Here is a 22,036-nt window from a genome sequence, read left to right as displayed (position 1 = left end):
ATTAAATTACAGTAGTGTAACCAAAAAAAAAGCTTCCGCACCTCTAAAGATACGGAAGCTCAAATGAAGAAATTTATGAAATGAAATTATATAGATTGTGACTACTTGATATTCTCAGCCCAGTACTCACGAATCATATTTTTAGTTGCTTCAGGAAGTGGGATATAACCTAACTTTTTAGCTTGAGCATCACCGTTTTTGAATGCATAGTCATAAAATTTTATAACTTTTTTATTCATTGCTGGCTTTTCTACCGGAAGTAAAATAAAAGTAGCTGCAACGATCGGGTAAGAAGTATCACCAGGTTGAAGAGCTAACATTGCATAGAAGTGTTCTTTTTTAGTCCAAGATGCATATTTAGCAGCAGCTTTAAAGTTATTTTCTGTAGCTTCAACCCATTTACCGCTTGCAGTTTTAAGTACAGCTGCACTTAAGTTGTTTTTCTCTTTGTAAGCGTTTTCAATATAACCTATAGAGTATGGAGTTTGTTTAATTAAGTTTGCAACACCCTCGTTACCTTTACCACCGATACCTGTAGCCCAGTCAATTGCTTTACCAGTTCCGAAGTTTTCTTTCCAGTTTTTACTGCTTCCACTTAGGTAGTAAGTAAAGTTATATGTAGTACCTGATCCATCAGATCTATGAACAACGATTATTTTTTCATTTGGAAGTTTAACACTTGGATTGTCAGCTTTAATAGCTGAATCATTCCATTTAGTAATCTTACCTGCAAAGATATCTGCAACAATTTCATTTTTAAGTTTTAATGTAGCATCGCTAATTCCATCCACATTAAAAGCAATTACAATTGAACCGATAACAGCAGGAAACTGAAGAAGTTTACCGTCTGATAATTTTTTTGCATTTAAAGGTTTGTCAGATGCACCGAAATCTACTACACGCTTAGTTATCTGCTTGATTCCACCACCAGAACCTATCGACTGATAGTTAACGCGGTTTTTTGTATCTTTTTTATAATCAAATGCCCATCCATAATATAATGGAGCAGGAAATGATGCGCCGGCACCGTTTATTTTATCTGCTGCTAATAGTGGAGTTACAGCAACTGCAGCTACTACTAATGTTGAAACTATTTTTTTTAACATTTTTCATGTCCTTTTGAAATTTTGTTGGCGAATTATAAATTTAGGTTATTACCGTTTGGTTACAAGAGAATGATTTATTTGTAATCATTTTGTAATAAAAAAGTCTTAAAATTCCAAACTTTATTAATCGGAGGGCTCTTTTTTTGGGTTTTATTATAGATAAACTTTTTTCAAATATTACAAAGATTATCGCTATTGGTATTTTGCTCTTAGTTGCATGGATATTTACTGTACTCTTTGAACACTCTCTAAGTTCTATAGAAGCTTTCGGTTTAGATTTTGTAACTGAGACTAAATGGGCGCCAAACTTGGAAAAATTCGGTGCACTGCCTGCTATATACGGTTCTGTTGTATCAACTTTTCTTGCAATGGTTTTGGCAGTACCGGTTGCAATAGGTGTAGCTATCTTTTTAAGTGAACTGGCACCTGCTCGTCTTAAATCTCCCGTTGGCGTATCTATAGAACTTTTAGCTGCAATACCATCTGTAATATACGGTATGTGGGGACTGTTTTATTTTGTACCTATTATTCGTGATGCGGTAGGTGGTATTGGGATATCTATGCTTAGTGCCGGAATTGTACTTAGTATTATGATCTTACCTTTTATGGCAGCCGTTACTCGTGATGCTATGAATACTACACCTGATATCTTAAAAGAATCAGCTTATGCACTAGGTGGAACTAAATGGGATGTTATAAAAGATATAGTTATTCCTTACGCTAAAGCAGGTATCATCGGCTCATTTATATTGGCACTTGGTCGTGCGATTGGTGAGACTATGGCTGTTACATTTGTTATGGGTAATGTTCATAAAATATCAGCAGATCTTACTCAACCTGCTACTTCTATTCCGGTAACATTGGCTAATGAGTTTACAGAAGCAGATACAGAACTTTACTACTCATCACTTTTTGAGTTATCGTTATTACTACTGGTTATTAGTTTTACTATTATTTCCGTTGCTAAGTTTTATTTCTTAAGACGTAAGAAGGTGGCGTAAATGACTCATACTAATAAAAGAATAATTATAAACAGAATCATTATGGCACTATCTACACTATCTGCAATAGTGGGTATTGGATTTCTGTTTTGGATCCTTTATGTACTTGTAGCAAATGGTTTAGATGCACTAAGTGCAACTATATTTACAGAAGAAGGTGCACCTCCCGGATATGAGGTAAGCGGACTGAAGCATGCACTTATAGGTCAACTTTACATTGTTGGTTATGCCACGCTTTTTGGAGTACCACTTGGAATCTTAGCAGGTACATACCTTAGTGAATACGGCGGTCGTGCGAAACTGGCTGAGATCATCCGTGACATATCAGATATTATGATGAGTGCTCCTAGTATTGTAATCGGAGCATTCGTTTATGCAATTGTAGTTGCACCTATGGGACATTTCAGTGGATGGGCTGGTTCTATTGCACTTACTATTATAATGCTTCCGATCATACTTCGTACGACGGATGATATGCTTCAACTTGTACCATCAACTTTGCGTGAAGCGGCATTTGCTTTGGGTGCTCCAAAATACAAAGTTATTATGCAAGTAGTTTATCGCGGTGCTAAAGCAGGTATATTAACTGGTATATTATTAGGTGTTGCACGTGTTGCAGGTGAAACTGCACCACTTCTGTTTACATCGTTTAACGATAATTTTTTAAATACGGATATGATGGAACCAATGGCTTCACTTACCGTTACAATGTACAACTATGCAACTTCTCCATATGAAGATTGGCAGCGTCTAGGTTGGGCTGCAGCATTTATTTTAAGTATGTTTATATTAGGTCTTAATATTATTGGAAGACTATTTATTATGAAGAAAAAAGGAAGATAATGGCAAGTATTGTTGATATTAACGGCGAAATTGCACTAGATGTAAAAAACTTTGATTTTACATATGCAGGTGCAGATGACCCAAGTATAAAAAAAGTAAGTATGCCTATAGCTAAAAATAGCATAACTGCACTTATTGGACCATCAGGTTGCGGTAAAACTACACTTCTTAGAAGTTTTAACCGTATGCATGATCTGTATCCTGGGAACAAGTATGATGGTGAGGTTATGTTTAAGGGTAGAAACATACTAGATGCTAAAGAAGATCTTATCAACTTACGTATCCAAATTGGTATGATTTTTCAAAAACCTACAGCTTTCCCAATGAGCATTTTTGATAATGTAGCATACGGTATGAGATTACAAGGTATTAAAAATAAAACCGAGCTACAAGACAGAGTTGAAAAAGCTCTAAAAGATGCAGCTATATTTAAAGAGGTTAAAGACAGACTAAAGCATGATGCAAACGGATTATCTGGCGGTCAGCAGCAACGTCTTTGTATCGCTCGTGCTATTGCAGTTGAGCCTGAAGTATTACTTTTTGACGAACCTACATCTGCACTTGACCCAATCTCAACAGCAGGGATTGAAGAGCTGGTAGTAAGTTTAAAAGACAGAGTGAGCATAGTGATCGTTACACACAACATGCAACAAGCAGCGCGTGTTAGTGACTATACAGGGTTTATGTATCTAGGCGAGCTAATAGAGCTTGGTCGTACAGAGGAGCTTTTTGTTACACCGAACGAAAAGTTAACGCAAGACTATATTACAGGTAAATTTGGTTAATAGGAAATTAAAAAATGAATAGTAAATATGATGAAAAAGTAAATGATATAAGAGGGAAAATCTCAACTCTTCTTAAAAATATTACTGAGGCAAATAAGATATCTTATGAAGCATATAAAGAAAATGACAAGGCAAAGTTTCAAGAGGTTCAAGATAGACTTAGCAATATAGGTGTTAATGCAGATATTATAGATAATGAAATTATTAAAGCATTTGCATTATTTGGTCCTGAGGCTATTGAGCTTCGCTCGCTAATAGCTTATTTAAAAATGACAAATGAAATAGTTAGAATCGGTATTGGTATAAAGAAATATGCACAAAGAATGAGAGAGCATATAGATAGTGACTGTGACTTAGAACCACTAAACCCGACTATATTACCTTTACATAAAAGTACTATTACCTCTTTAGAGTTAATCTGGGAGTGTTTTGACAACTTTAATGAATGTAATATCGATGATAACTATAGAAAAGTTATGGTTGAAGAGAGTAAAAATGACGACTTCTTTTCAGTACTTGAAAAAGATATCATGACACATATTATAGACGAAAAAGAGCTTGCAATTGAATATGTAAAAGTTCTTGGAAGTCTTAGAAAACTAGAGCGTTCTTGTGATAGAACTGTAAATATTGCAAACCTTATGATGTATGCAAAAAATGGTGGAGAGATTCACTTACATCAATAAGTTCTACTTAATCGGTGTGCTCTTTTTGCTCATCGATATAGTGTGAGATTGCATCTTTTATATTACTAAGCTTATTTGGATTCCCCTGCAGGTTTTCAAAGTGCTTAGATACATCTTTATCCTCTTCTACTTTTAAATCTGCAATTTTTGAACATACTTGTAAAAAAACTTCGTATGGTACATCATCACCGCGTTTTAAAAAATATATAGCACGTTGAAGTGACACAAACGGATTTACACTTACTCTTGTTAAGTGGTTAACTCTTGTATTTATATAGTTTATAAACTCTTCTCTAATATCACATTTAACTATACTAAAAAGTCTTTTTTTTGTATCATACTGACACTCAAAAGCTATCTTTGTAGAGTCAAAATCAAAACCGTCAACCAACTCTTTTAAAGTGGCGTTTTTAAATCTTTCACGATATACAAGCTGATAAATATCATTTTTATATTTATACGTGTGTGAATTGTTTTCATATTCAAAATAATCTTGATTCATCGCATTGTTCAAAAGTTCTCGATCTTCATTAGATGGGAAAAACATATCCAAGTCTCTAAATCTGTCTGCTTTTATACAAGAACCTGCAAGATAAAATTTAATATATCTCTTTTTTATATGCATTATAATAAGTCTTTGAAAAAACTCATTTAATTTTATAGAGATATTATCCAATCTATAATCCAACATAGACACTTGGTCATAGGAGATCAACTCTTCATAATCTTTCCAAAAATCATAAACCATAATCTTTCTCCCTTCATTTAAATATAGTTAAATTATATCTCAATCTTAGATAATATGATTTCAAATAAAAATGATGATTTTTTAATCACATCTCTAATCTTTAATAAATTTAAATTCAGATATACTTATAGCAATTTTTTTTTGGGAGAATACGAATGGGAAAATTTGTTAACAATATAGATGAATTCTTTACATTTTGTAAAGATAATGATGTACAATTCGTTGATTTTAGATTTACGGATATTAAAGGTGCATGGCACCACTTAACTTACAGAATGAGTGCTGTATCAGCTGAGCAACTAGAAGCTGGTCTTCCTTTTGATGGTTCATCTGTAGACGCTTGGCAGCCGATCAATAGATCAGATATGCTTTTAAAGCCTGATGTTCCAACAGCATTTTTAGATCCTTTTACAGCTGATCCAACGATCATTATATTTTGTGATGTATATGACATCTACAAAGGTCAAGCATATGAGAAATGTCCTCGTTCAATCGCTAAAAAAGCACTTGCTCACGCTGATGAATTAGGTATCGCTGATGCTGCTTACTTCGGACCTGAAAATGAATTCTTTATCTTTGATGACGTAAAATTCGTAGATAACATTAACGAATCTGGTTACAAAGTTGATACTGAAGAGGGTGAGTGGAATTCAAATACTCACTACGAAGATATGTACAACACTGCACACCGTCCTGGTACTAAAGGCGGTTACTTCCCAGTTGCTCCAACTGACTCTATGGTTGATATGCGTGCTGAGATGATGCAAGTACTAGAGCAAGTAGGACTAGAAGTTGTTCTTGGTCACCACGAAGTTGCTCAAGGTCAAGGTGAAATCGGTGTAGTATTCAGCGATATCATCGGTGCTGCTGATAATGTTCAAAAATATAAATATGTTGTAAAAATGATTGCACACCTAAACGGTAAAACTGCTACATTTATGCCAAAACCACTTTACGGTGACAACGGTAACGGTATGCACGTACACCAATCATTATGGAAAGACGGTAAAAACCTTTTCTATAAAGAGGGTGAGTACGCTAACCTTTCTGAGACAGCTTTACACTATATCGGTGGTATCTTTAAACACGCTCGTGCAGTAGCTGCGTTTACAAACCCTTCTACTAACTCATACAAGCGTTTAATTCCAGGTTTCGAGGCTCCAAGTATTTTAACTTACTCTTCTCAAAACCGTTCTGCATCTTGCCGTATCCCTTACGGTGCTGGTGAGAAAGCTACACGTGTTGAGATGAGATTCCCGGATTCTACTGCATGTCCATACTTAGCATTCGCTTGTATGATGATGGCTGGATTAGACGGTATCAAAAACAAAGATATCCCAATAGGGCCTATGGATGAAGATCTATTCGAATTATCTTTAGATGAGATTCGTGAGAGAAAAATACCACAAATGCCACACACTTTAAGAGGATCACTAGAAGCGCTTATCCGTGACAATGATTTCTTAAAACCAGTATTTACTGATCTATTTATCCAAACTTATCAACACTATCAATTCGAGCGTCAAGTTTGGCCTGATGAAGGTCGTCCGACTGCATACGAGTTTAAAACAACTTACCAGTGTTAGTAATATTTATTCCCTTCATAGGGAATAAATTTAATCTATCAAAAATTCAACCAACAACTACAACTTTCACATAATAAAACAGTTAAAAATATTTTACGTGACCGACTAAAGACCTTAATATATGTATAATATCTTCCAGAAAACAATCTTAAGTAAAAATATCCCTTATTTAGTCATATGTCTAACTGTTCAGATATATTTTTTCTGAGATTATTTTGTATAAACTCTGGAGGTTAAAATGTTTATCTTTAAAACGTTTAAAGCTATGCTTATATCTATGGCTGCAGTATCAATTGTGTTATTCCTGTCATTAGGATTTTTCTTTTCTAACTCTTCAAAGCAGATTAGTGAACTATCAAAAATAAACTATGAAATAAAAAATCTTGAATCAACTATGCTAATGCTACGCCGTAATGAGAAAGATTTTTTAGCAAGAAATGACTTAAAATATGTAGATAAATTTCAAAAGAATCACAAAAATCTAATGTTACAACTTCAAAATTTATCTGTTAAATCTAAAAAATATGCTTTCAAACAAGATATATATAAAAGTTTGAATAATATTTTCAAATTATATTATAAAGATTTTTATAATATTGTTGCTATCAAGCAGAAAGTAGGACTTAATCCAAAAGATGGTTTATATGGATCATTAAGAAATAGCGTTCACGATTTAGAGACTTTACTCAAAAAATATGCAAACTACAAACTGCAGGTAGATATGCTTATGCTACGCCGTGCAGAAAAAGATTTTATGCTACGCAGTGATCTTAAATATCTTGAAAAATTTGATAAATCTTTTAAATTGTTTTTATCACATGCTAAAGATGTAGAACTATCTGATAATGATCATGTAATAAAGCTTTTAAATAATTATAAAACAGATTTTTATAATTTGGTTGAAGGTTATAAACAAATAGGCTTGACGAGTAAAGACGGTGCTTTAGGAGAGATGAGAGAAACTGTTCACAAAGTAGATGAAGTATTTGAACAATTTTATAAAATTATAAATAGTGCTATTAATGACAAAGAAACAGATACTATTAATTCTACAATATTCGTATTTATTTTCTTACTTTTTATTATGTCTTTATATGCGTATTTGGTTATTAAAAAGATAAATTCAAAAATACAGAACATAACCGATAATGTAAACAATATTACGTCAACAAAAGATTTGTCATATTCTATTGTAATTGACGGAGAAGATGAACTAAGCACACTTTCAAAAGATTTAAATATCATGCTTGATGAGCTTAGAAATATAATAAATGACGCAAAGCAAAGTTCACACGAAAATACTTCCATCGCACACGAGCTTTCTACCACTGCACTAGGTGTCGGAGAGAATGTTGAAAGATCTGTTGGAGTAATAGATCAAGCGACACTTAAAGCCAATGAGATAAAAAATGAGATTATTTCAGCAGTCAAAGATGCTCAAGAGAGTAAAAAGAATATTATACAAGCAAATGAAAATCTTAGAGCAGCTCGTAACGATATTGTAGATCTAACTGCAAAAGTGCAGCAAAGTGCTGAGATTGAAGTTGAATTAGCTCAAAGGATGAATACCCTATCAAATGATGCGAGTGCTGTGAAAACTATACTTGAAGTTATTTCAGATATAGCAGACCAGACAAACCTTCTTGCTCTTAATGCTGCAATAGAAGCAGCACGGGCAGGTGAACACGGTCGTGGTTTTGCAGTTGTTGCCGATGAAGTTCGTCAATTAGCAGAAAGAACACAAAAGTCACTCTCTGAGATAAATGCAACAATCAATGTGATAGTTCAATCCATAAGTGATGTTAGTGAACAGATGAACTTTAACTCAAACAAAGTTCAACAACTTGCAAATGTTTCTATAGATGTAGAAGAAAAAATTAATGAAAGTGTAAATATTGTAGAATCTGCTGTATCAGCAAGTGATAAAACTGTAACAGATTTTGAAGAAACTGGAAATAATATTGAATACATAGTTTCTCAAGTATCCGATATAAATAAGTTTTCATCAGAAAATGCTAGAAATGTGGAGGAGATCGCATCAGCAGCTAATCACCTTAATTCCATGACGGGGGATCTACATACAAAACTTGAAACATTTAGAACTTAACTTGCAGTTCTTTGGCTCATCCCCATCTTAAACCTTTTAATGGGGATGTTCATTCAAACTTACTTTTTAGTAGGGTCAAGTTCTTCAATTATTCTGTCTAAAATATTAAATAATTTTTCGCTTTCATCTTCCATATTTTTAAAGTTATCAATAATAATAGCTTCATTTTTAGAATTGTATACACTTCCATCTTCTACAAATTTAACATTTTTAATAACATTTGAGTGTACTTTGGAATGAGGATCATCTATTGAAGAATAGTTACGAGTGTGTCCATAACGCTCTTTTCCTTCACCAAGATACCATTTACCAAGTCTACATGCTCTATGATCACCAAATTCGGCTACACTTTTTTGCGATATCACTGATGTATAAGCATTAGATTTAAATAAGATATGATCAATTTTTACTAATACCATAAATAAAGAGTCTCTAATAAAACTTGAATAATTAGCTGATTCTTGTGCATTGTGTTGGAATCCTCTAAGAGTTTCTGCAAACTCATCTATAGTGTGTGTTGCTGATTCAGATATTTTTGTCATATCCTCAGAATGGGCTTGCATCTCAGTAGCTTCTTGTTGAAGCGTTTGGATGGTTACAGATATCTCTTGAGTTGAACGTTGAGTTCTCTCAGCAAGTTGTCTTACCTCATCTGCAACAACTGCGAAACCACGTCCATGTTCACCTGCACGTGCAGCTTCAATAGCAGCATTTAATGCTAATAAGTTTGTCTGTTCAGCTATATCTTTAATAATATCAGCTATTGTAGATATTTCCTGTGATCTTTCAGATAATCCGTTAATATTATGATTAGTTGATTCGATCTTTTCACTTAAATTATTGAAAAGCTCAAGTATACCCTCCATTGATTTTAGAGAGTTATCTGCTTCGTTTGAAGTTTGATTAGACATTTTAGATATCTTATCAACCTCTTTTGAATTATTCAGAAGGTTATTTTGAATAACTTTAAGACCGTGTGAAATACCACCGCCTAAGTCATGCAGTTTTTCAGTAAATGCACCACGTATTTGAGCTCCATAACCAGCTTCTATAGCTTTAACAGATTTATTAATCTTATCTGTTGCTTCTTTCAATGCTTGATTTAGCCCATCTGAAGAAGCATAATATGATCTATCAGTATCTTCTGCAATATTTATTGCTTTTATAGTCTCTTTTAAATAATGTTTTATTTGAACCTGCATAGAGTTAAACTCTTTAGCCATTAGGTTTATCTCACCCTTACCGATCACAGGTGCTACTGCATCAAAATCACCGTTTGATACTTTTGAAACTGCATCTGTAACACCTTCAACAGAACTCTTCACTATAAGCAGTTGTGAACGTAGATACACTGCCAATCCAATATGCAAAATAGTTGCAACTAACAATACTACTGAAAAACCAAATACAAAGCTTTCAGCCGCAAAAGCCAATACAAACAATACTATCTGAGCTATGTTTGATGTGGCAACATTTCTCAATGTTGATTCATTCATTACTAATCCCCAATAAATTTTAATGTGAAATCATATCAAAATATATCTAAAACGCCATGAGTTAAGTGGGATAACCATAAATTTGATATAATTCCAAACTTGATAATAAATGTAAGAGTGTATTATCAAAAATTCAAGAAAAAAAGGTTTTGTAATGCAACATGTTACAAAGGGTAAATATCGCCCATATCCACAAATAGATTTGCCAAATCGTACTTGGCCGGACAATACTATTGATAAAGCTCCACGTTGGTGTAGTGTAGATTTACGTGACGGTAATCAGGCACTTATCAATCCAATGAACATGGAGAAAAAACTTGAATTATATGCACTCTTACTAAAGCTTGGTTTTAAAGAAATAGAAGTAGGTTTTCCATCTGCGTCTAAAGTTGAATTTGATTTTTTACGCCGTTTGGTTGATGACAATCTAATACCTGATGATGTTACTGTTCAAGTACTTGTTCAGGCACGTGAACACTTGATCGCTAAAACTTTTGAAGCTTTAAAAGGTGTAAAAAAAGCAACTGTTCACCTTTATAATTCAACATCAATAGCGCAAAGAAAAATAGTTTTCAAAAAAGAAAAAGAAGAGATTATTAAACTAGCTCTTGAAGGTGTTGATCTAGTAAAAAAATATGAACAACAACACGACGGTGAGATCTTTTTAGAGTATTCACCTGAGAGTTTTACAGGAACTGAGTTAGAGTTTGCAGCCGAGATATGTAATGCCGTAACTGAGAGATGGGGTATAAGTGCTGATCGTAAAGTGATCATTAACTTACCTGCAACTGTAGAGATGTCTACGCCAAACGTGTATGCAGATCAGATTGAGTGGATGGGAAGACATCTAAACAATAGAGAAAATGTTGTTATATCTACTCACACTCATAACGATAGAGGGACTTCTATCGCTGCAACTGAGTTGGCATTACTTGCAGGTGCAGACAGAGTTGAAGGTACACTTTTGAGTAACGGTGAGCGTACAGGTAATGTTGATATCATTACAATAGCACTTAATATGACAACTCAAGGACTTGATCCAAAACTTGATCTGAGTGATGTTAATGAGATTCTAGATGTAGTTGAGCGTGCAACTGAGATGCCTACACATCCACGTCATCCTTATGTTGGGGAACTTGTTTATACTGCATTTTCAGGTTCACACCAAGATGCTATTAACAAAGGTATGGCTTATCAGCAATCTCGTGAAGACAGTTTTTGGGAAGTACCGTACTTACCGATAGATCCGACTGATGTAGGACGTACATACGAAGATATTATACGTATCAACTCACAGTCTGGTAAAGGCGGGGTTGCATATATCTTAGAAAAGAGCTTTGGATATCAACTTCCAAAAGCTATGCACCCTGAAATTGGTAAGTTAGTTCAAGCCCTTAGTGATCAAGAGGGACGTGAGTTAAGCAATGATGAAATTTTTGAAGTGTTGCAAAACAACTACTTTAAAAATGAAGAGCATATCTCTTTTGTAGATTGTTCACTTAGTTCTAAAAGCTCTGCATCTACTTGCGAATTAGTTTATAAAATGAACGGCAAAGAGATAACATCTGTAGGTGAAGGGAATGGTCCTATAGATGCTGCAAAAAATGCTTTGATGAAAGAGTATCCAAACGAGTTTAGTATAAAGTCTTACTCTGAACATTCATGCGGAGATAAAAGCACAGCCAAAGCTATCGCATATATAGAGATCCAAAGTGAGGACACGCTTTCATGTTTTGGAATGGGTGCAGACAACGATATAGCTACAGCATCTATAAAAGCACTTTTTTGTGCAGTAAATAGAGCGTTCAAATAAAAATCTTCCAAAGGGTTGAACTTAAATTCAACCCTTTTAACAAACTGCTAACACTTTCATATTAAAATACATTATGAAGAAAAAAATACTACTTTTAGAAGATGATATACTTTTAGCACAAACTTTAGAAGATCTGCTTATATCTGAAAACTATGACGTATCTTTAGTAACAACAGGTAATGAAGCAATAGACAAAACTTATGATGAAAAATTTGACCTTTATGTGTTTGATATAAATGTACCTGACATCACTGGTTTAGAGCTTTTAGAATCACTAAGAGATGCAAATGACAATACTCCTACTATATTTATAAGCGCACTTGTAGATATTCAGTCAATTTCAAAAGCTTTTAAAGTAGGCGCAGAGGACTATATTAAAAAACCGTTTTTCCCAGAAGAGTTATTAATACGTATTAATGCAAAACTTTTACCTAAACAAACAAATATAATTTATAAAAATATAGAGTATAATTCAAATACAAAGCTGTTAAAAATAGATGGTCATATAAAATCAATCGGTGAGGTTCAAGAGAGACTGCTTGAACTGTTTTTGAATAATTTAAATCAGGTATTAGATAAAGATATACTTTTAGAGTGTCTAGATAAACCATCTCCAACTGCATTAAGAGTTGCCATTACTAAACTAAAACAAACTACCGGATTAAATATAATCAATGTGCGTGGTGTAGGATATTCACTTGAATAAAGTAGAAATAGAGTCGTTCTTAAAAAGCTTTTTTCTTTTTTTTGGCTCATTAAGTATATTAATAAGCATACTTTATTATATAAGTTTTGCAAAAAACGTACAAACCTTAGATGAAAATATATTATCTCAAATGAGACTGTGCAGTTACGATTTAAAATGTGAACAGTTTAAACTGGACTTTATAGATATAGAAGAAAAGAAAAAACTATCTACTTTATATAAAGATGACAAAGGTTTAACAAGTTTCTACCCTATAATCGATTCGGAAAAGTTTTTACTATCATTTAATCTATCTAAAAAAGATTACCAAAAAGAGATACAAACTATAAAAGAGGAACTTTATTTAGAACTATCTGGAGTACTGGCTATAACATTTATTTTATCTATATTATTTTCAATCTATGCACTTTATCCACTTAGAAACGCCTTGCTTTTAACACAAGAATTTATAAAAGATATACTTCATGATTTTAATACACCTCTTGCATCTCTAAGACTTAATTCCTCAATGCTCAAAAAAGAGCTAGGTGAAAATGAAAAGCTTAAAAGGATAGAGTTAAGTGTAAGTAATATACTTGATCTGCAAGATCATTTGCGCTCATATCTTCAAAACAGCTCATTGCAAAAAGAAAAGCTTGAGCTAAAAACTCTTTTAAAACAAAGAATAGATTTTATAGAAAAAAACTACCCGAATATAAACTTCTCAATAGATGTTGAAAATATAAATATCTTTACAAACAAAGAGGCTTTTGTAAGAATAATCGACAACATATTAACCAATGCAGCAAAATACAATAAAAGAGACGGTTCTGTTAAGGTCATATATGAAAAAAATAATTTAAAAATTATTGATACGGGAAAAGGTATTCAAAACCCTAAAAAAGTATTTAACAGATTTTATAAAGAGCAAGACCGTGGTATAGGGATCGGTCTTCATATAGTTAAAAAACTATGCGATGAACTAAAGATTGAAATTAAAATAGAGAGTGAAATATCTAAAGGGACTATCTTTTCATTAGATCTTTCACAGCTTACAAAGAGCTAACACTTCTATGTCATACTTTTACAATCTAAAACTAAAGGATACGAGATGAAAACTTTAAATATAACAGCAACAATACTTTTGCTAGGGTCTTTAACATTAGGTGCGGCAGCAACAATAGATGAGCAGATCACTGCTATACAAAATGCAACAACGCAAGAAGAAAGAGTTGAACTTGTAAATGAGTTTAAAACTAATTTATCTACTTTAACTAGAGAGGAGCGCCAAGAAGCAACTGCTAAACTACGTGAGAGTATGCAAGGTAGTGGAGCTGAGCTTAAAATGCAGATCAGAGAAAGAACTCGTGTTCAAGAGGGCGATCAAACAGGTGAGTTAATTAGAAATCAAAGAATGAACCAAAATCAAGCTGGTTCAAAAGGTATGCACCAGTCTCAAATGGGTGGTGGCGGCACTACTGCAATTGGACAAGGTCAATACGGTAAAAACAGACCTTAGAGCTTAAAAAAATATGCCACATTATGTGGCATTTAAAATTAACAAAGGAGATCTATGATTAGATTTTTATTACTATTATTTACATTACAACTTACACTTTTTGCTTACAATGATTATGACCTAGACGGTGTTGAAGATACAAACGACAGATGTCCAAATACTCCATTTAGTGAACTAGTAGATGCAAATGGTTGTACAATATCAAGTACAACGTCTTTACATAACTTTGATTTTATATATGGAATTAGTTTTACAGATTCTGACTATTCAGGTGAAAATACAAAAACAACTTCTCATAGCTTCCAATTCGATTATTACTACAAAGATTTCTCATTAGAGTTAAGTACATCATATATGAGTTCTAAAAGTACATCTTACAACGAGAATGGAATTGATGATTCTTTTGTTGGAGCATATTATCAATTCCTGCCTATAAAAAATTTAAAAATATCAACAGGAGTTGGAGTTATTATTCCGACGTATGATTCAAATTTAAACAATAATAACACGGACTATACAGCTTCATTAAGTGCTAGTTATGCACTGGAAAATATTAATATATTTGCAGGTTACATATACACAAAAGTAAACGATGACGATATTAACAATACTGATATTATAGTTAACTATCAAGATACAAATGCTTACAGTATAGGAGTTGGTTTTTATCCTACACAAAGGCTTTATGTAAGTGGTTCATATTTTATTAGTGACAGTGTTTATAAAACAGATGAAACAATTAAAACTATCTCTGCTTACGCTTTTTACACTATAGACTCTAAATGGTTTACAACATTTAGTTATGCTAACGGTTTAAGTGATAGTGCAAACGATAATTATTTATCGCTTAGACTTGGATATAGATTTTAAAAGTTAGAACAAAAGCTCTTCTGTAGCTTTTAGTTCTTTCTCCACTCTTGGTGGTTTTGAAATATTACTAAAATACTCTTTTCTTTTTCCAACTTTTACTTCAACTATGCCTTCTGGTACATCAAACTTTCTTTTGATCTGTGGATATAGTTTTAAAACACTGTCATAGTACATTTTAAAAGCAGGTCCTGCTATTTTACCACCTGTTTCCCATCTGTGCATTGGGGAATTATCATCGTTTCCAAACCATACTATTGTTTGAATAGTAGGTGAATATCCTGCGAACCAACCATCTACATTATTATTTGTAGTACCTGTTTTTCCGGCTAACTCTATACCCCAAGCTTTTGCGCGACGACCTGTACCGCGATTAACTACGTCACGTAATATACTAGTCATTATAAATGCTTGTGTAGGTTCAGTAATAAAGTGTGTAACTTCTTCTTTCTCATATACCACTTCATCATTTTTCTCTATACTTAAAATAAGACTAGGTTCAACTTGAATTCCGTCATTTGCAAATGATGAATAATACTTAGCTAACTGTAATGGCGAGAGTGATATAGTACCTAATGATACGGAAAGATCACGAGGTAAATTCTCTATTCCAAACTTATCAAGTTGTTTTAAAAGCTGATTTAATCCTATCTCATTTACAAGGTTGATCGTAGCAAGGTTTCTTGAGTGCACAAGTGCTTCACGAAGAGAGATTAAGCCCTTATAGTTTTTCTCATAATTTTTAGGCTGCCATTTCAACTCTTCGCCGTCTTTTTCATACTTATATGTACGAGATACATCCACAAGTTTTGTAGCCCCTGAATATCCCAAATCAATACCTACTTGATAAATAAATGGCTTAAATGCTGATCCAGGTTGACGTCTTCCTTGCGTAGCACGATTATATGAACTTTTTTCATAGTCTGTACTTCCTACCATAGCCAAAACGTTTCCTGTTTTTGCCTCTAGAGATACTAGAGCACCATTTAAAAGTGATGTATTTACATCAGGTGCAATTTCCCAAGTTGGATCTTTTTCCAAGATCTGTTGATCTTTTATTTTATATTCTTCTATTCTCTCTAGTGAGAGTTCATACGCTTTTTTTACAGCTTCACGTGCTGCTTCTTGAAGACTTAGATCAACTGTAGTATATACGTTGTAACCACCTGTTTTAATGTCATCCATACCTTTTTTCGACATTCTACGAACAACTTCATCAACAATAAAAGGTGCCTGATTTTGAGTTAATGTATCATCATAAACTTTTGGATTGCTAGCTATCTCTTCTTGATAAGTTACCTCATCAATCCAACCAAGAACCTTCATACGTTTTAATACACGGTTAGCTCTTCCCATAGAGATCTCATAGTTTTTTGTAGGGGCATATGTACTTGGAGCTTTTGGAAGACCTACTAGTATAGCTACTTCTTTTAAAGTAAGCTCATCTAAACGCTTATGAAAGTAACCATCAGCCGCTGTCTTTATTCCATAGTAACCGTGACCGAAATATATCTCATTAAGATATCTCTCTAAAATCTGCTCTTTTGTAATGTGGCGTTCAAGCTTTAGAGCATATATCGCTTCTTTTATCTTACGAGATAGCTTTTTCTCCCTTGTTAGAAGTACGTTTTTTACAAGCTGTTGTGTGATTGTACTTGCACCCTCTACAGCACGTCCAGCTTTTATAACTTTTATTGCCGCACGAAATATTGCATCTACATTTATACCAGGATGTTCAAAAAACGACGTATCTTCTATTGCTACAAGGGCTTCAATAACATGTGGAGGTATCTCTTCAAAAGGAGCGTAATATCTATGCTTTTTATCAAACAGATTTGCAATCTTATTTCCGTCTTTATCATAGATTCTAGTAGTCTGACTTGGGTTATAATCAACTAATGATGATATATCATAAGTATATATTTGTAAGAAATATCCAAGTACTAAAAATGGAGATAAAAACCCAAGTATCAAAATTATAAATAGTATGTTTTTAACACTGAGTTTTCTCATTGCCTAAAGTCCCTGTTTGCAAAATTTGCTTCAATTAAAGTTTGCGTATATTTTTCTTTTGGAGATTGTAATATGTCGTGCATTTTACCATATTCAACCAAATGACCTTCTTTTATAACACATATATCTTCACATAAATTTTTTGCAGAATTCATATCGTGCGTTACGAAAAGTATTTTAAACTTATACTCACTTTGAAGTCTTTTTAAAAGTTCAAGTATTAAAACCCTTGTTTCAGGATCTAGTGCAGTTGTCGGTTCATCAAGCATTAAAATTTTTGGATTACCCTCTAGAGCCATTGCTATTACTACACGTTGCAACTGCCCGCCTGAGAGTTCAGGAGGAAATCTCTCTTGAAGAGATTTGTCTAGTCCAACATGTTCAAACAATTCATCTATTCTCTCGTCTGATTTAAAAAACTGCTTTTTGATTTTTGTAAGCGGAGATAGTGCCGTGAACGGGTTTTGAGGAACAAAACCAATTGTATCACCAGCCTTAAGTTCAAAATCAGCATCTATATTTAACTCTCTGCTCATTGTGTTTGGAAGCATATTTAAAAGTGCTTTTATGCTTAGAGATTTACCACTACCGCTTTGACCTACAAGTGCAAGTGATGAATTAATATCAAATGCAATATCTACAAGTGTTTTTTCTTTATAATCTATTTTTAGTTTATTGATTTTCATTTAATATATTTTATCTAAAATTATTTACAATAACTAAAAACTATAGTTATAATAAACTGAAGTTGTAAAATACTCATCTTGATTATCGTAGTATTCTATCTTTGTGCCAAGCAAAGAATGTTCAGAAGTTTTAAAATTCATCTGTATAAATACATTAGCATCATTGAATGATTCATCAAAGTTATCATTTTCATATCTTGCTATACCCGTACCGAATCTAAAAAGATATTTTGAAACTAATTTATATTCAATCTCTGTTTTTAAACCTAAACAAAACAGGCTATCTCCAGAGTCATATGCCCCACCGTAGACAGTAAAACCATATGAAATATTATTAGTAGCTTTCATTCTTTTGCCTATTCCATATTCCCCATAACTATAAAGTTTATCATCATAGAATAGCCTTTTTAAACCTATGCTCATCTCTTTTGTAGGTTCTGAAAAAAACTCACTAGATAAAGGCATGGATGAGAGATGCATTAATGTAAAATGTTCTATAGACAGCTTATCGTTTGCCCGTAACTCAAGGTCAAACAACTCAACACTACCATTTTTAACTAAACCATCCAGAAGATCAAAACGGTTTTTGTACAGGTTTCTAAAACCAATTGTAGCATACGGGTCTTTTTTATAAAGAAATCCAAAAGATGTTCTGTACATATACGGTGATATCGGATTTTTATCTATATCTTTATATTCATGCCCATATGACAAAAAATTATTATTTTTGTATGTTGATAAAGTCAGTATTTTTGAAAGCTCTTTTTGGGATATTTGTTTATCTTGTACAACTATTTCATAATAGAGTAATGCACTTAATACAATTTTATCTTTTGAACTTTTAGAGATATTTGTATCTTTGATCAGACTATGTACACTTCTTTTAGAAAAGACCACATCTCTTAATATGTTTTTTTCATCTTCATCCAGCACTTCATAATGCATTTGGAACTGTTTGAGTTTAGAGTGTAAAAGTTTTATATTTTTAACTTTACCACTCTGATATACAGAATTCACTACTTCAACCGGAAGTACAAATAGCTTTGAGCTACTTCTTTCTTTTGCGTCGTAATTGTATATATCTAAAAGCGTTATAAGTTCTGAACTACAGTTTCTTGTTAAGAAATAGTATTTTTGCGTAGTATCTTTTACTTCGTATAGATGGAGTAAAATATTATCTATCTCATTTTGTGAAAAATTCAATTCATATACTACTAAATCCCTAAACTCCTGCTCTCTTGCTTCATAATCTTTTGCATTAAACGAAAAGAAATTATACTTACTGACAAAACCTCCAAAAACACCTTTAAAAGCATAAGATATAGCAGATGTGCTTTTAGATACATCTGCTGTATATTCTATAACATTACTTCTAGTTTTAGAATCAACTTTTAATAAAACATGCCCAAACAGTGAAGCTGCCGCACTATATCTCTCAGTAGAGAAAACTATACTTATTTTATTAAAATTTGGTGCTAAAAATCTATCTAGTTCCTTACACTCTGCATCAATTCTCTCAACAATACCCAATGAATTAAGCCACTTATATCTAGCAGGATATTTACATTTCGTGTAAGGATCGTTTTTAAATGCGCTTAGAGTAGCTTCTAACTCCGCTTCTAAACTTGTCTTACCATTAGGCGATAAAAAGAACTCACCTGTTTCTATAATACTTTTTGAACCTTCATAATGAAGCAGTTTACTCCAATATGTTTTACTCGCTGTTATTTTAATTATATTTTTATGGGAATCTTGTGCTAGAAGATGCACGGAAGTAAAAAGTATAAGAGCTAAAAACAGTCTCTTAAGACTAAAATTTAACTCAAAACTTTTCAATTATTTAGCACTGTCAAGAAGAATTTTCAATATCCCTCTTCTATCTATTTCTCTTTCAAACTTTTTAGTTTTAGCAACTGCAGCATTGTATCCGTCTTTAGATATGTTTATAACTTCAATACGGTTATTTGCCAATGTTTTATTAGCATAATCTTTTGTATCTAAAGTTACAACAACTCTTGCAAAACTAGCACCCTTTAGGCGAGGGTCATTTGTTTTAACGTTTTCTTTTTTTGCAGTTTTTGAAACATGCAGTTTTAAAAGATTCTTTTTAGTTTTAACACTACTTGGATTACTTACAAGTGTCATACCGTAACTTGAAATATGGTTTTTAACAACTGCAGCTTCACCTTTTGCATTTTTATCATAAGATACATAAACCATAGCTTTTCTTTTAGCATCTCTTGTTGTACTAAAAATATCTAAGATCTCTTTTTCATACTTAGCTTTATTAAAATCTGAGCTGATTGCTTTTAAAATCGGAAGTTTAACACTAACGTTATTAGCTAATTGATGAATACTTGTAGTGTTTTTCATAAGGTCTAAAACATTACCATTTTTAGAGCTCTCATATAACGAGTTCATCTTGTTATAACTAATGTCCATTTCAGACTTTTGTGCAGAAAATAAAACACCGCGATCTACTTTTACTAAAGTATAAATCTTACCGCCACTTTGAGCATTTTCAACTACTTCAGCACCGGTAAACTTGATCTTCTCTATAGAAGATTTAGTTTGAGATTTTATATTTTCATTTATCACGTCATTTGTTACATTTGTATTTATCTCAAGGTCTGATGAAACGCTAGTACTGATTGTACCACCGATTTGAGCCAATGCATTTGCTTTTGCAGCATCTACACTATCACCCTCACCTACACCATAATAAAATACAGGATTTGAAGCAGGAGGATTTAAAAACCATTTTGGTAACTCTGATGTAGAAGGACCACTTGCCCCTCCACACCCACTCATAAAAAATACAAAAGATAAAACTAATGTATTAAGAGCTGATTTAAACATTACTTACTCGCTTCTTCACCAGCTAAAACTGCTGCTACGATATCTTGATATTTTCCAATGCTTGATGATTGAGAAAAAGCATAGTATGTACCGATACCGATATTTGGAACTGCTAATAATGTTCCTTTTGTCATTCTTGCTAAACGCTCACCGATAAACTGTTTTTGGTTTCCAACTAATGTTGTAAGGGCTTGTGCATATTGCATAGCTCTTATCTCTTTATCGATCATACCACGTCCTCTTACGATACCAGCTGTTGCAGATACGAACATACTGGTAGCACCAAAAGCATTATTATCAACTGCATCTAATAAAGCATCAAGTTTTTTAGCCAATGGAATTTTTGCAGGATCAAAATTAGCTTCTACAGCTTCTGCACCACTTGATAATAAAGTAAAGTACTTCTCTTCACTTGAATCTTCAGCAGCTTCTTTTTCAACTAATTCTGCTTCAGCAGTTTTTAACTCTTCCTCTTTAGCAGCTCTGTCTTCACTTTCAGAGTTTGCATCATCATCTAACCAAGCTTCAATTTCAGCTATTGCAGACTTTTGCTCACCTACAACACTAATTGCTTCTCTGTATTCATTTTTTGCCATTTTTACATTTTCAATCATATCTTCAGGAAGTAAAGAGATAACTGCTTCTTCAACACTTGGAAAAATATTTCCGCTTTTAGCTTCAACATCTATTAATGCTACTTTATCATCATTTTCAGCCGCTTTAAAAGATGTATATGTTTTAGTATCAGTTACATCTGGGAATACATTCATATCAGGAATTTTATACCCTTTATTACCGTTACTTGAATTTTTGTAAATTGCAGCAGCTTGCCAAAAAAGTCTAGCTTCTAATGGACTCATACGAAGTGCAGCTTTACCAAGAATAACATTTGTTATATTAACAGTTGAATAGTATGCATCATTTTTAACCGCATCTAAATTGTTTACATAATTAAAATCAATCGGAGCAATCACTTTATCTACCCATTCACTATCAGCAGATACAGGCATATTTTGGATGATATCCGTATTTATACGAATTAAGTTGATACCTGTATTTATACGAACTAACTGCTTTTCAAATCCTGGGTCCTCAAGCGCTGCACTTGAAGATTCAGATAAACCCTCTATAAAATTAGCACTAAGTGCAATTGGCGATAAAGCAAGTGAACCTGCTAATAATAAAACTTTTGAACTATTTTTTAAACTTTTTAACATATATTTTTCCTAACCTTTT

General features: G+C 33.0%; 19 protein-coding genes. 11 read left to right on the top strand and 8 right to left on the bottom strand.

The window, feature by feature from the left end; translation table 11 throughout:
• Positions 1 to 101: 101 nt before the first annotated feature.
• Complete coding sequence (pstS, locus tag ABZA65_RS05370) at positions 102 to 1,106, bottom strand: phosphate ABC transporter substrate-binding protein PstS (RefSeq protein ID WP_373071438.1); 1,005 nt, start codon at positions 1,104 to 1,106, stop codon at positions 102 to 104.
• A gap of 143 nt (positions 1,107 to 1,249) precedes the next feature.
• Here pstS and pstC point away from each other — a divergent pair, with 143 nt between their 5' ends.
• The 4 genes from pstC to ABZA65_RS05350 are packed head-to-tail and all read left to right on the top strand — an operon-like array spanning position 1,250 to position 4,421.
• Positions 1,250 to 2,107 carry a phosphate ABC transporter permease subunit PstC gene (gene pstC, locus ABZA65_RS05365; protein WP_373071436.1) on the top strand — a complete coding sequence of 286 codons (858 nt, stop codon included), beginning with the start codon at positions 1,250 to 1,252 and terminating at the stop codon, positions 2,105 to 2,107.
• Positions 2,108 to 2,950: a phosphate ABC transporter permease PstA gene (pstA, locus tag ABZA65_RS05360; protein WP_373071433.1), complete on the top strand. Its 843-nt coding sequence runs from the start codon at positions 2,108 to 2,110 to the stop codon at positions 2,948 to 2,950. It begins immediately after the preceding gene.
• Positions 2,950 to 3,735, top strand: coding sequence for a phosphate ABC transporter ATP-binding protein PstB (gene pstB, locus ABZA65_RS05355; RefSeq protein WP_373071430.1), 786 nt, complete (start codon positions 2,950 to 2,952; stop codon positions 3,733 to 3,735). The genes pstA and pstB overlap by 1 nt, the downstream gene beginning before the upstream one ends.
• A 14-nt stretch (positions 3,736 to 3,749) precedes the next feature.
• On the top strand, positions 3,750 to 4,421 hold the full coding sequence (locus tag ABZA65_RS05350) for a phosphate uptake regulator PhoU (protein ID WP_373071427.1): 672 nt from the start codon (positions 3,750 to 3,752) through the stop codon (positions 4,419 to 4,421).
• Between the two features lie 7 nt (positions 4,422 to 4,428).
• Here the strand turns inward: ABZA65_RS05350 and ABZA65_RS05345 are convergent, their stop codons facing one another.
• Positions 4,429 to 5,169 carry a hypothetical protein gene (locus tag ABZA65_RS05345; RefSeq protein WP_373071424.1) on the bottom strand — a complete coding sequence of 247 codons (741 nt, stop codon included), beginning with the start codon at positions 5,167 to 5,169 and terminating at the stop codon, positions 4,429 to 4,431.
• A gap of 155 nt (positions 5,170 to 5,324) precedes the next feature.
• Here ABZA65_RS05345 and glnA point away from each other — a divergent pair, with 155 nt between their 5' ends.
• Complete coding sequence (gene glnA / locus ABZA65_RS05340; protein WP_373071421.1) at positions 5,325 to 6,755, top strand: type I glutamate--ammonia ligase; 1,431 nt, start codon at positions 5,325 to 5,327, stop codon at positions 6,753 to 6,755.
• 238 nt (positions 6,756 to 6,993) lie between these two features.
• Positions 6,994 to 8,862, top strand: a complete 1,869-nt coding sequence (locus ABZA65_RS05335; RefSeq protein WP_373071418.1) for a methyl-accepting chemotaxis protein — start codon at positions 6,994 to 6,996, stop codon at positions 8,860 to 8,862.
• Positions 8,863 to 8,921: 59 nt separating this feature from the next.
• Here ABZA65_RS05335 and ABZA65_RS05330 read toward each other — a convergent pair whose 3' ends face one another.
• Complete coding sequence (locus tag ABZA65_RS05330) at positions 8,922 to 10,358, bottom strand: methyl-accepting chemotaxis protein (protein ID WP_373071415.1); 1,437 nt, start codon at positions 10,356 to 10,358, stop codon at positions 8,922 to 8,924.
• A 154-nt stretch (positions 10,359 to 10,512) separates the two neighbouring features.
• Here ABZA65_RS05330 and leuA point away from each other — a divergent pair, with 154 nt between their 5' ends.
• The 5 genes from leuA to ABZA65_RS05305 all read left to right on the top strand — a co-directional run bounded on the left by leuA (position 10,513) and on the right by ABZA65_RS05305 (position 15,245).
• Entirely contained in the window at positions 10,513 to 12,171 is a 1,659-nt protein-coding gene (gene leuA / locus ABZA65_RS05325; protein ID WP_373071412.1) for a 2-isopropylmalate synthase, read from the top strand.
• Positions 12,172 to 12,244: 73 nt separating this feature from the next.
• Entirely contained in the window at positions 12,245 to 12,877 is a 633-nt protein-coding gene (locus tag ABZA65_RS05320) for a response regulator transcription factor (protein WP_373071409.1), read from the top strand.
• Positions 12,870 to 13,922, top strand: coding sequence for a sensor histidine kinase (locus tag ABZA65_RS05315; protein ID WP_373071406.1), 1,053 nt, complete (start codon positions 12,870 to 12,872; stop codon positions 13,920 to 13,922). Before ABZA65_RS05320 ends, ABZA65_RS05315 begins: the two co-directional genes overlap by 8 nt.
• Before the next feature lie 45 nt (positions 13,923 to 13,967).
• A complete protein-coding gene (locus tag ABZA65_RS05310) occupies positions 13,968 to 14,375 on the top strand; it encodes a hypothetical protein (RefSeq protein WP_373071403.1) in 408 nt (135 codons plus the stop codon).
• A gap of 54 nt (positions 14,376 to 14,429) precedes the next feature.
• Positions 14,430 to 15,245: a DUF3187 domain-containing protein gene (locus ABZA65_RS05305; RefSeq protein ID WP_373071400.1), complete on the top strand. Its 816-nt coding sequence runs from the start codon at positions 14,430 to 14,432 to the stop codon at positions 15,243 to 15,245.
• Between the two features lie 3 nt (positions 15,246 to 15,248).
• On the opposite strand, the gene ABZA65_RS05300 is transcribed toward ABZA65_RS05305, so the two are convergent.
• Genes ABZA65_RS05300 through ABZA65_RS05280 form a run of 5 tightly spaced genes read right to left on the bottom strand, consistent with a single transcriptional unit; the run spans position 15,249 to position 22,017 of the window.
• On the bottom strand, positions 15,249 to 17,255 hold the full coding sequence (locus ABZA65_RS05300) for a penicillin-binding protein 1A (protein WP_373071397.1): 2,007 nt from the start codon (positions 17,253 to 17,255) through the stop codon (positions 15,249 to 15,251).
• Positions 17,252 to 17,941 (bottom strand): ATP-binding cassette domain-containing protein, encoded by a 690-nt coding sequence (locus tag ABZA65_RS05295; protein WP_373071394.1) that lies wholly within the window; start codon positions 17,939 to 17,941, stop codon positions 17,252 to 17,254. Before ABZA65_RS05295 ends, ABZA65_RS05300 begins: the two co-directional genes overlap by 4 nt.
• Positions 17,942 to 17,974: 33 nt before the next feature.
• Positions 17,975 to 19,777 (bottom strand): DUF4105 domain-containing protein, encoded by a 1,803-nt coding sequence (locus tag ABZA65_RS05290; protein WP_373071391.1) that lies wholly within the window; start codon positions 19,775 to 19,777, stop codon positions 17,975 to 17,977.
• Complete coding sequence (locus ABZA65_RS05285) at positions 19,778 to 20,800, bottom strand: LPP20 family lipoprotein (protein WP_373071388.1); 1,023 nt, start codon at positions 20,798 to 20,800, stop codon at positions 19,778 to 19,780. It abuts the gene before it with no gap.
• Positions 20,800 to 22,017 carry a hypothetical protein gene (locus ABZA65_RS05280; protein WP_373071385.1) on the bottom strand — a complete coding sequence of 406 codons (1,218 nt, stop codon included), beginning with the start codon at positions 22,015 to 22,017 and terminating at the stop codon, positions 20,800 to 20,802. Before ABZA65_RS05280 ends, ABZA65_RS05285 begins: the two co-directional genes overlap by 1 nt.
• Between the last annotated feature and the right edge of the window lie 19 nt (positions 22,018 to 22,036).

This window comes from Sulfurimonas sp. (genome assembly GCF_041583195.1).
GTDB lineage: Bacteria > Campylobacterota > Campylobacteria > Campylobacterales > Sulfurimonadaceae > Sulfurimonas.
The sequence above is the reverse complement of the archived record's forward strand: the minus strand, read 5'-3'. Positions and strand labels throughout refer to the sequence as shown.

Coding starts and splice junctions, on each gene's coding strand:
- pstS (WP_373071438.1), bottom strand. CDS start 1,106: ATGTTAAAAAAAATAGTTTCAACATTAGTAGTAGCTGCAGTTGCTGTA.
- ABZA65_RS05330 (WP_373071415.1), bottom strand. CDS start 10,358: ATGAATGAATCAACATTGAGAAATGTTGCCACATCAAACATAGCTCAG.
- leuA (WP_373071412.1), top strand. CDS start 10,513: ATGCAACATGTTACAAAGGGTAAATATCGCCCATATCCACAAATAGAT.
- ABZA65_RS05300 (WP_373071397.1), bottom strand. CDS start 17,255: ATGAGAAAACTCAGTGTTAAAAACATACTATTTATAATTTTGATACTT.
- ABZA65_RS05285 (WP_373071388.1), bottom strand. CDS start 20,800: ATGTTTAAATCAGCTCTTAATACATTAGTTTTATCTTTTGTATTTTTT.
- ABZA65_RS05320 (WP_373071409.1), top strand. CDS start 12,245: ATGAAGAAAAAAATACTACTTTTAGAAGATGATATACTTTTAGCACAA.
- ABZA65_RS05280 (WP_373071385.1), bottom strand. CDS start 22,017: ATGTTAAAAAGTTTAAAAAATAGTTCAAAAGTTTTATTATTAGCAGGT.
- glnA (WP_373071421.1), top strand. CDS start 5,325: ATGGGAAAATTTGTTAACAATATAGATGAATTCTTTACATTTTGTAAA.
- ABZA65_RS05305 (WP_373071400.1), top strand. CDS start 14,430: ATGATTAGATTTTTATTACTATTATTTACATTACAACTTACACTTTTT.
- ABZA65_RS05295 (WP_373071394.1), bottom strand. CDS start 17,941: ATGAAAATCAATAAACTAAAAATAGATTATAAAGAAAAAACACTTGTA.
- ABZA65_RS05310 (WP_373071403.1), top strand. CDS start 13,968: ATGAAAACTTTAAATATAACAGCAACAATACTTTTGCTAGGGTCTTTA.
- pstB (WP_373071430.1), top strand. CDS start 2,950: ATGGCAAGTATTGTTGATATTAACGGCGAAATTGCACTAGATGTAAAA.
- pstA (WP_373071433.1), top strand. CDS start 2,108: ATGACTCATACTAATAAAAGAATAATTATAAACAGAATCATTATGGCA.
- ABZA65_RS05350 (WP_373071427.1), top strand. CDS start 3,750: ATGAATAGTAAATATGATGAAAAAGTAAATGATATAAGAGGGAAAATC.
- ABZA65_RS05345 (WP_373071424.1), bottom strand. CDS start 5,169: ATGGTTTATGATTTTTGGAAAGATTATGAAGAGTTGATCTCCTATGAC.
- ABZA65_RS05335 (WP_373071418.1), top strand. CDS start 6,994: ATGTTTATCTTTAAAACGTTTAAAGCTATGCTTATATCTATGGCTGCA.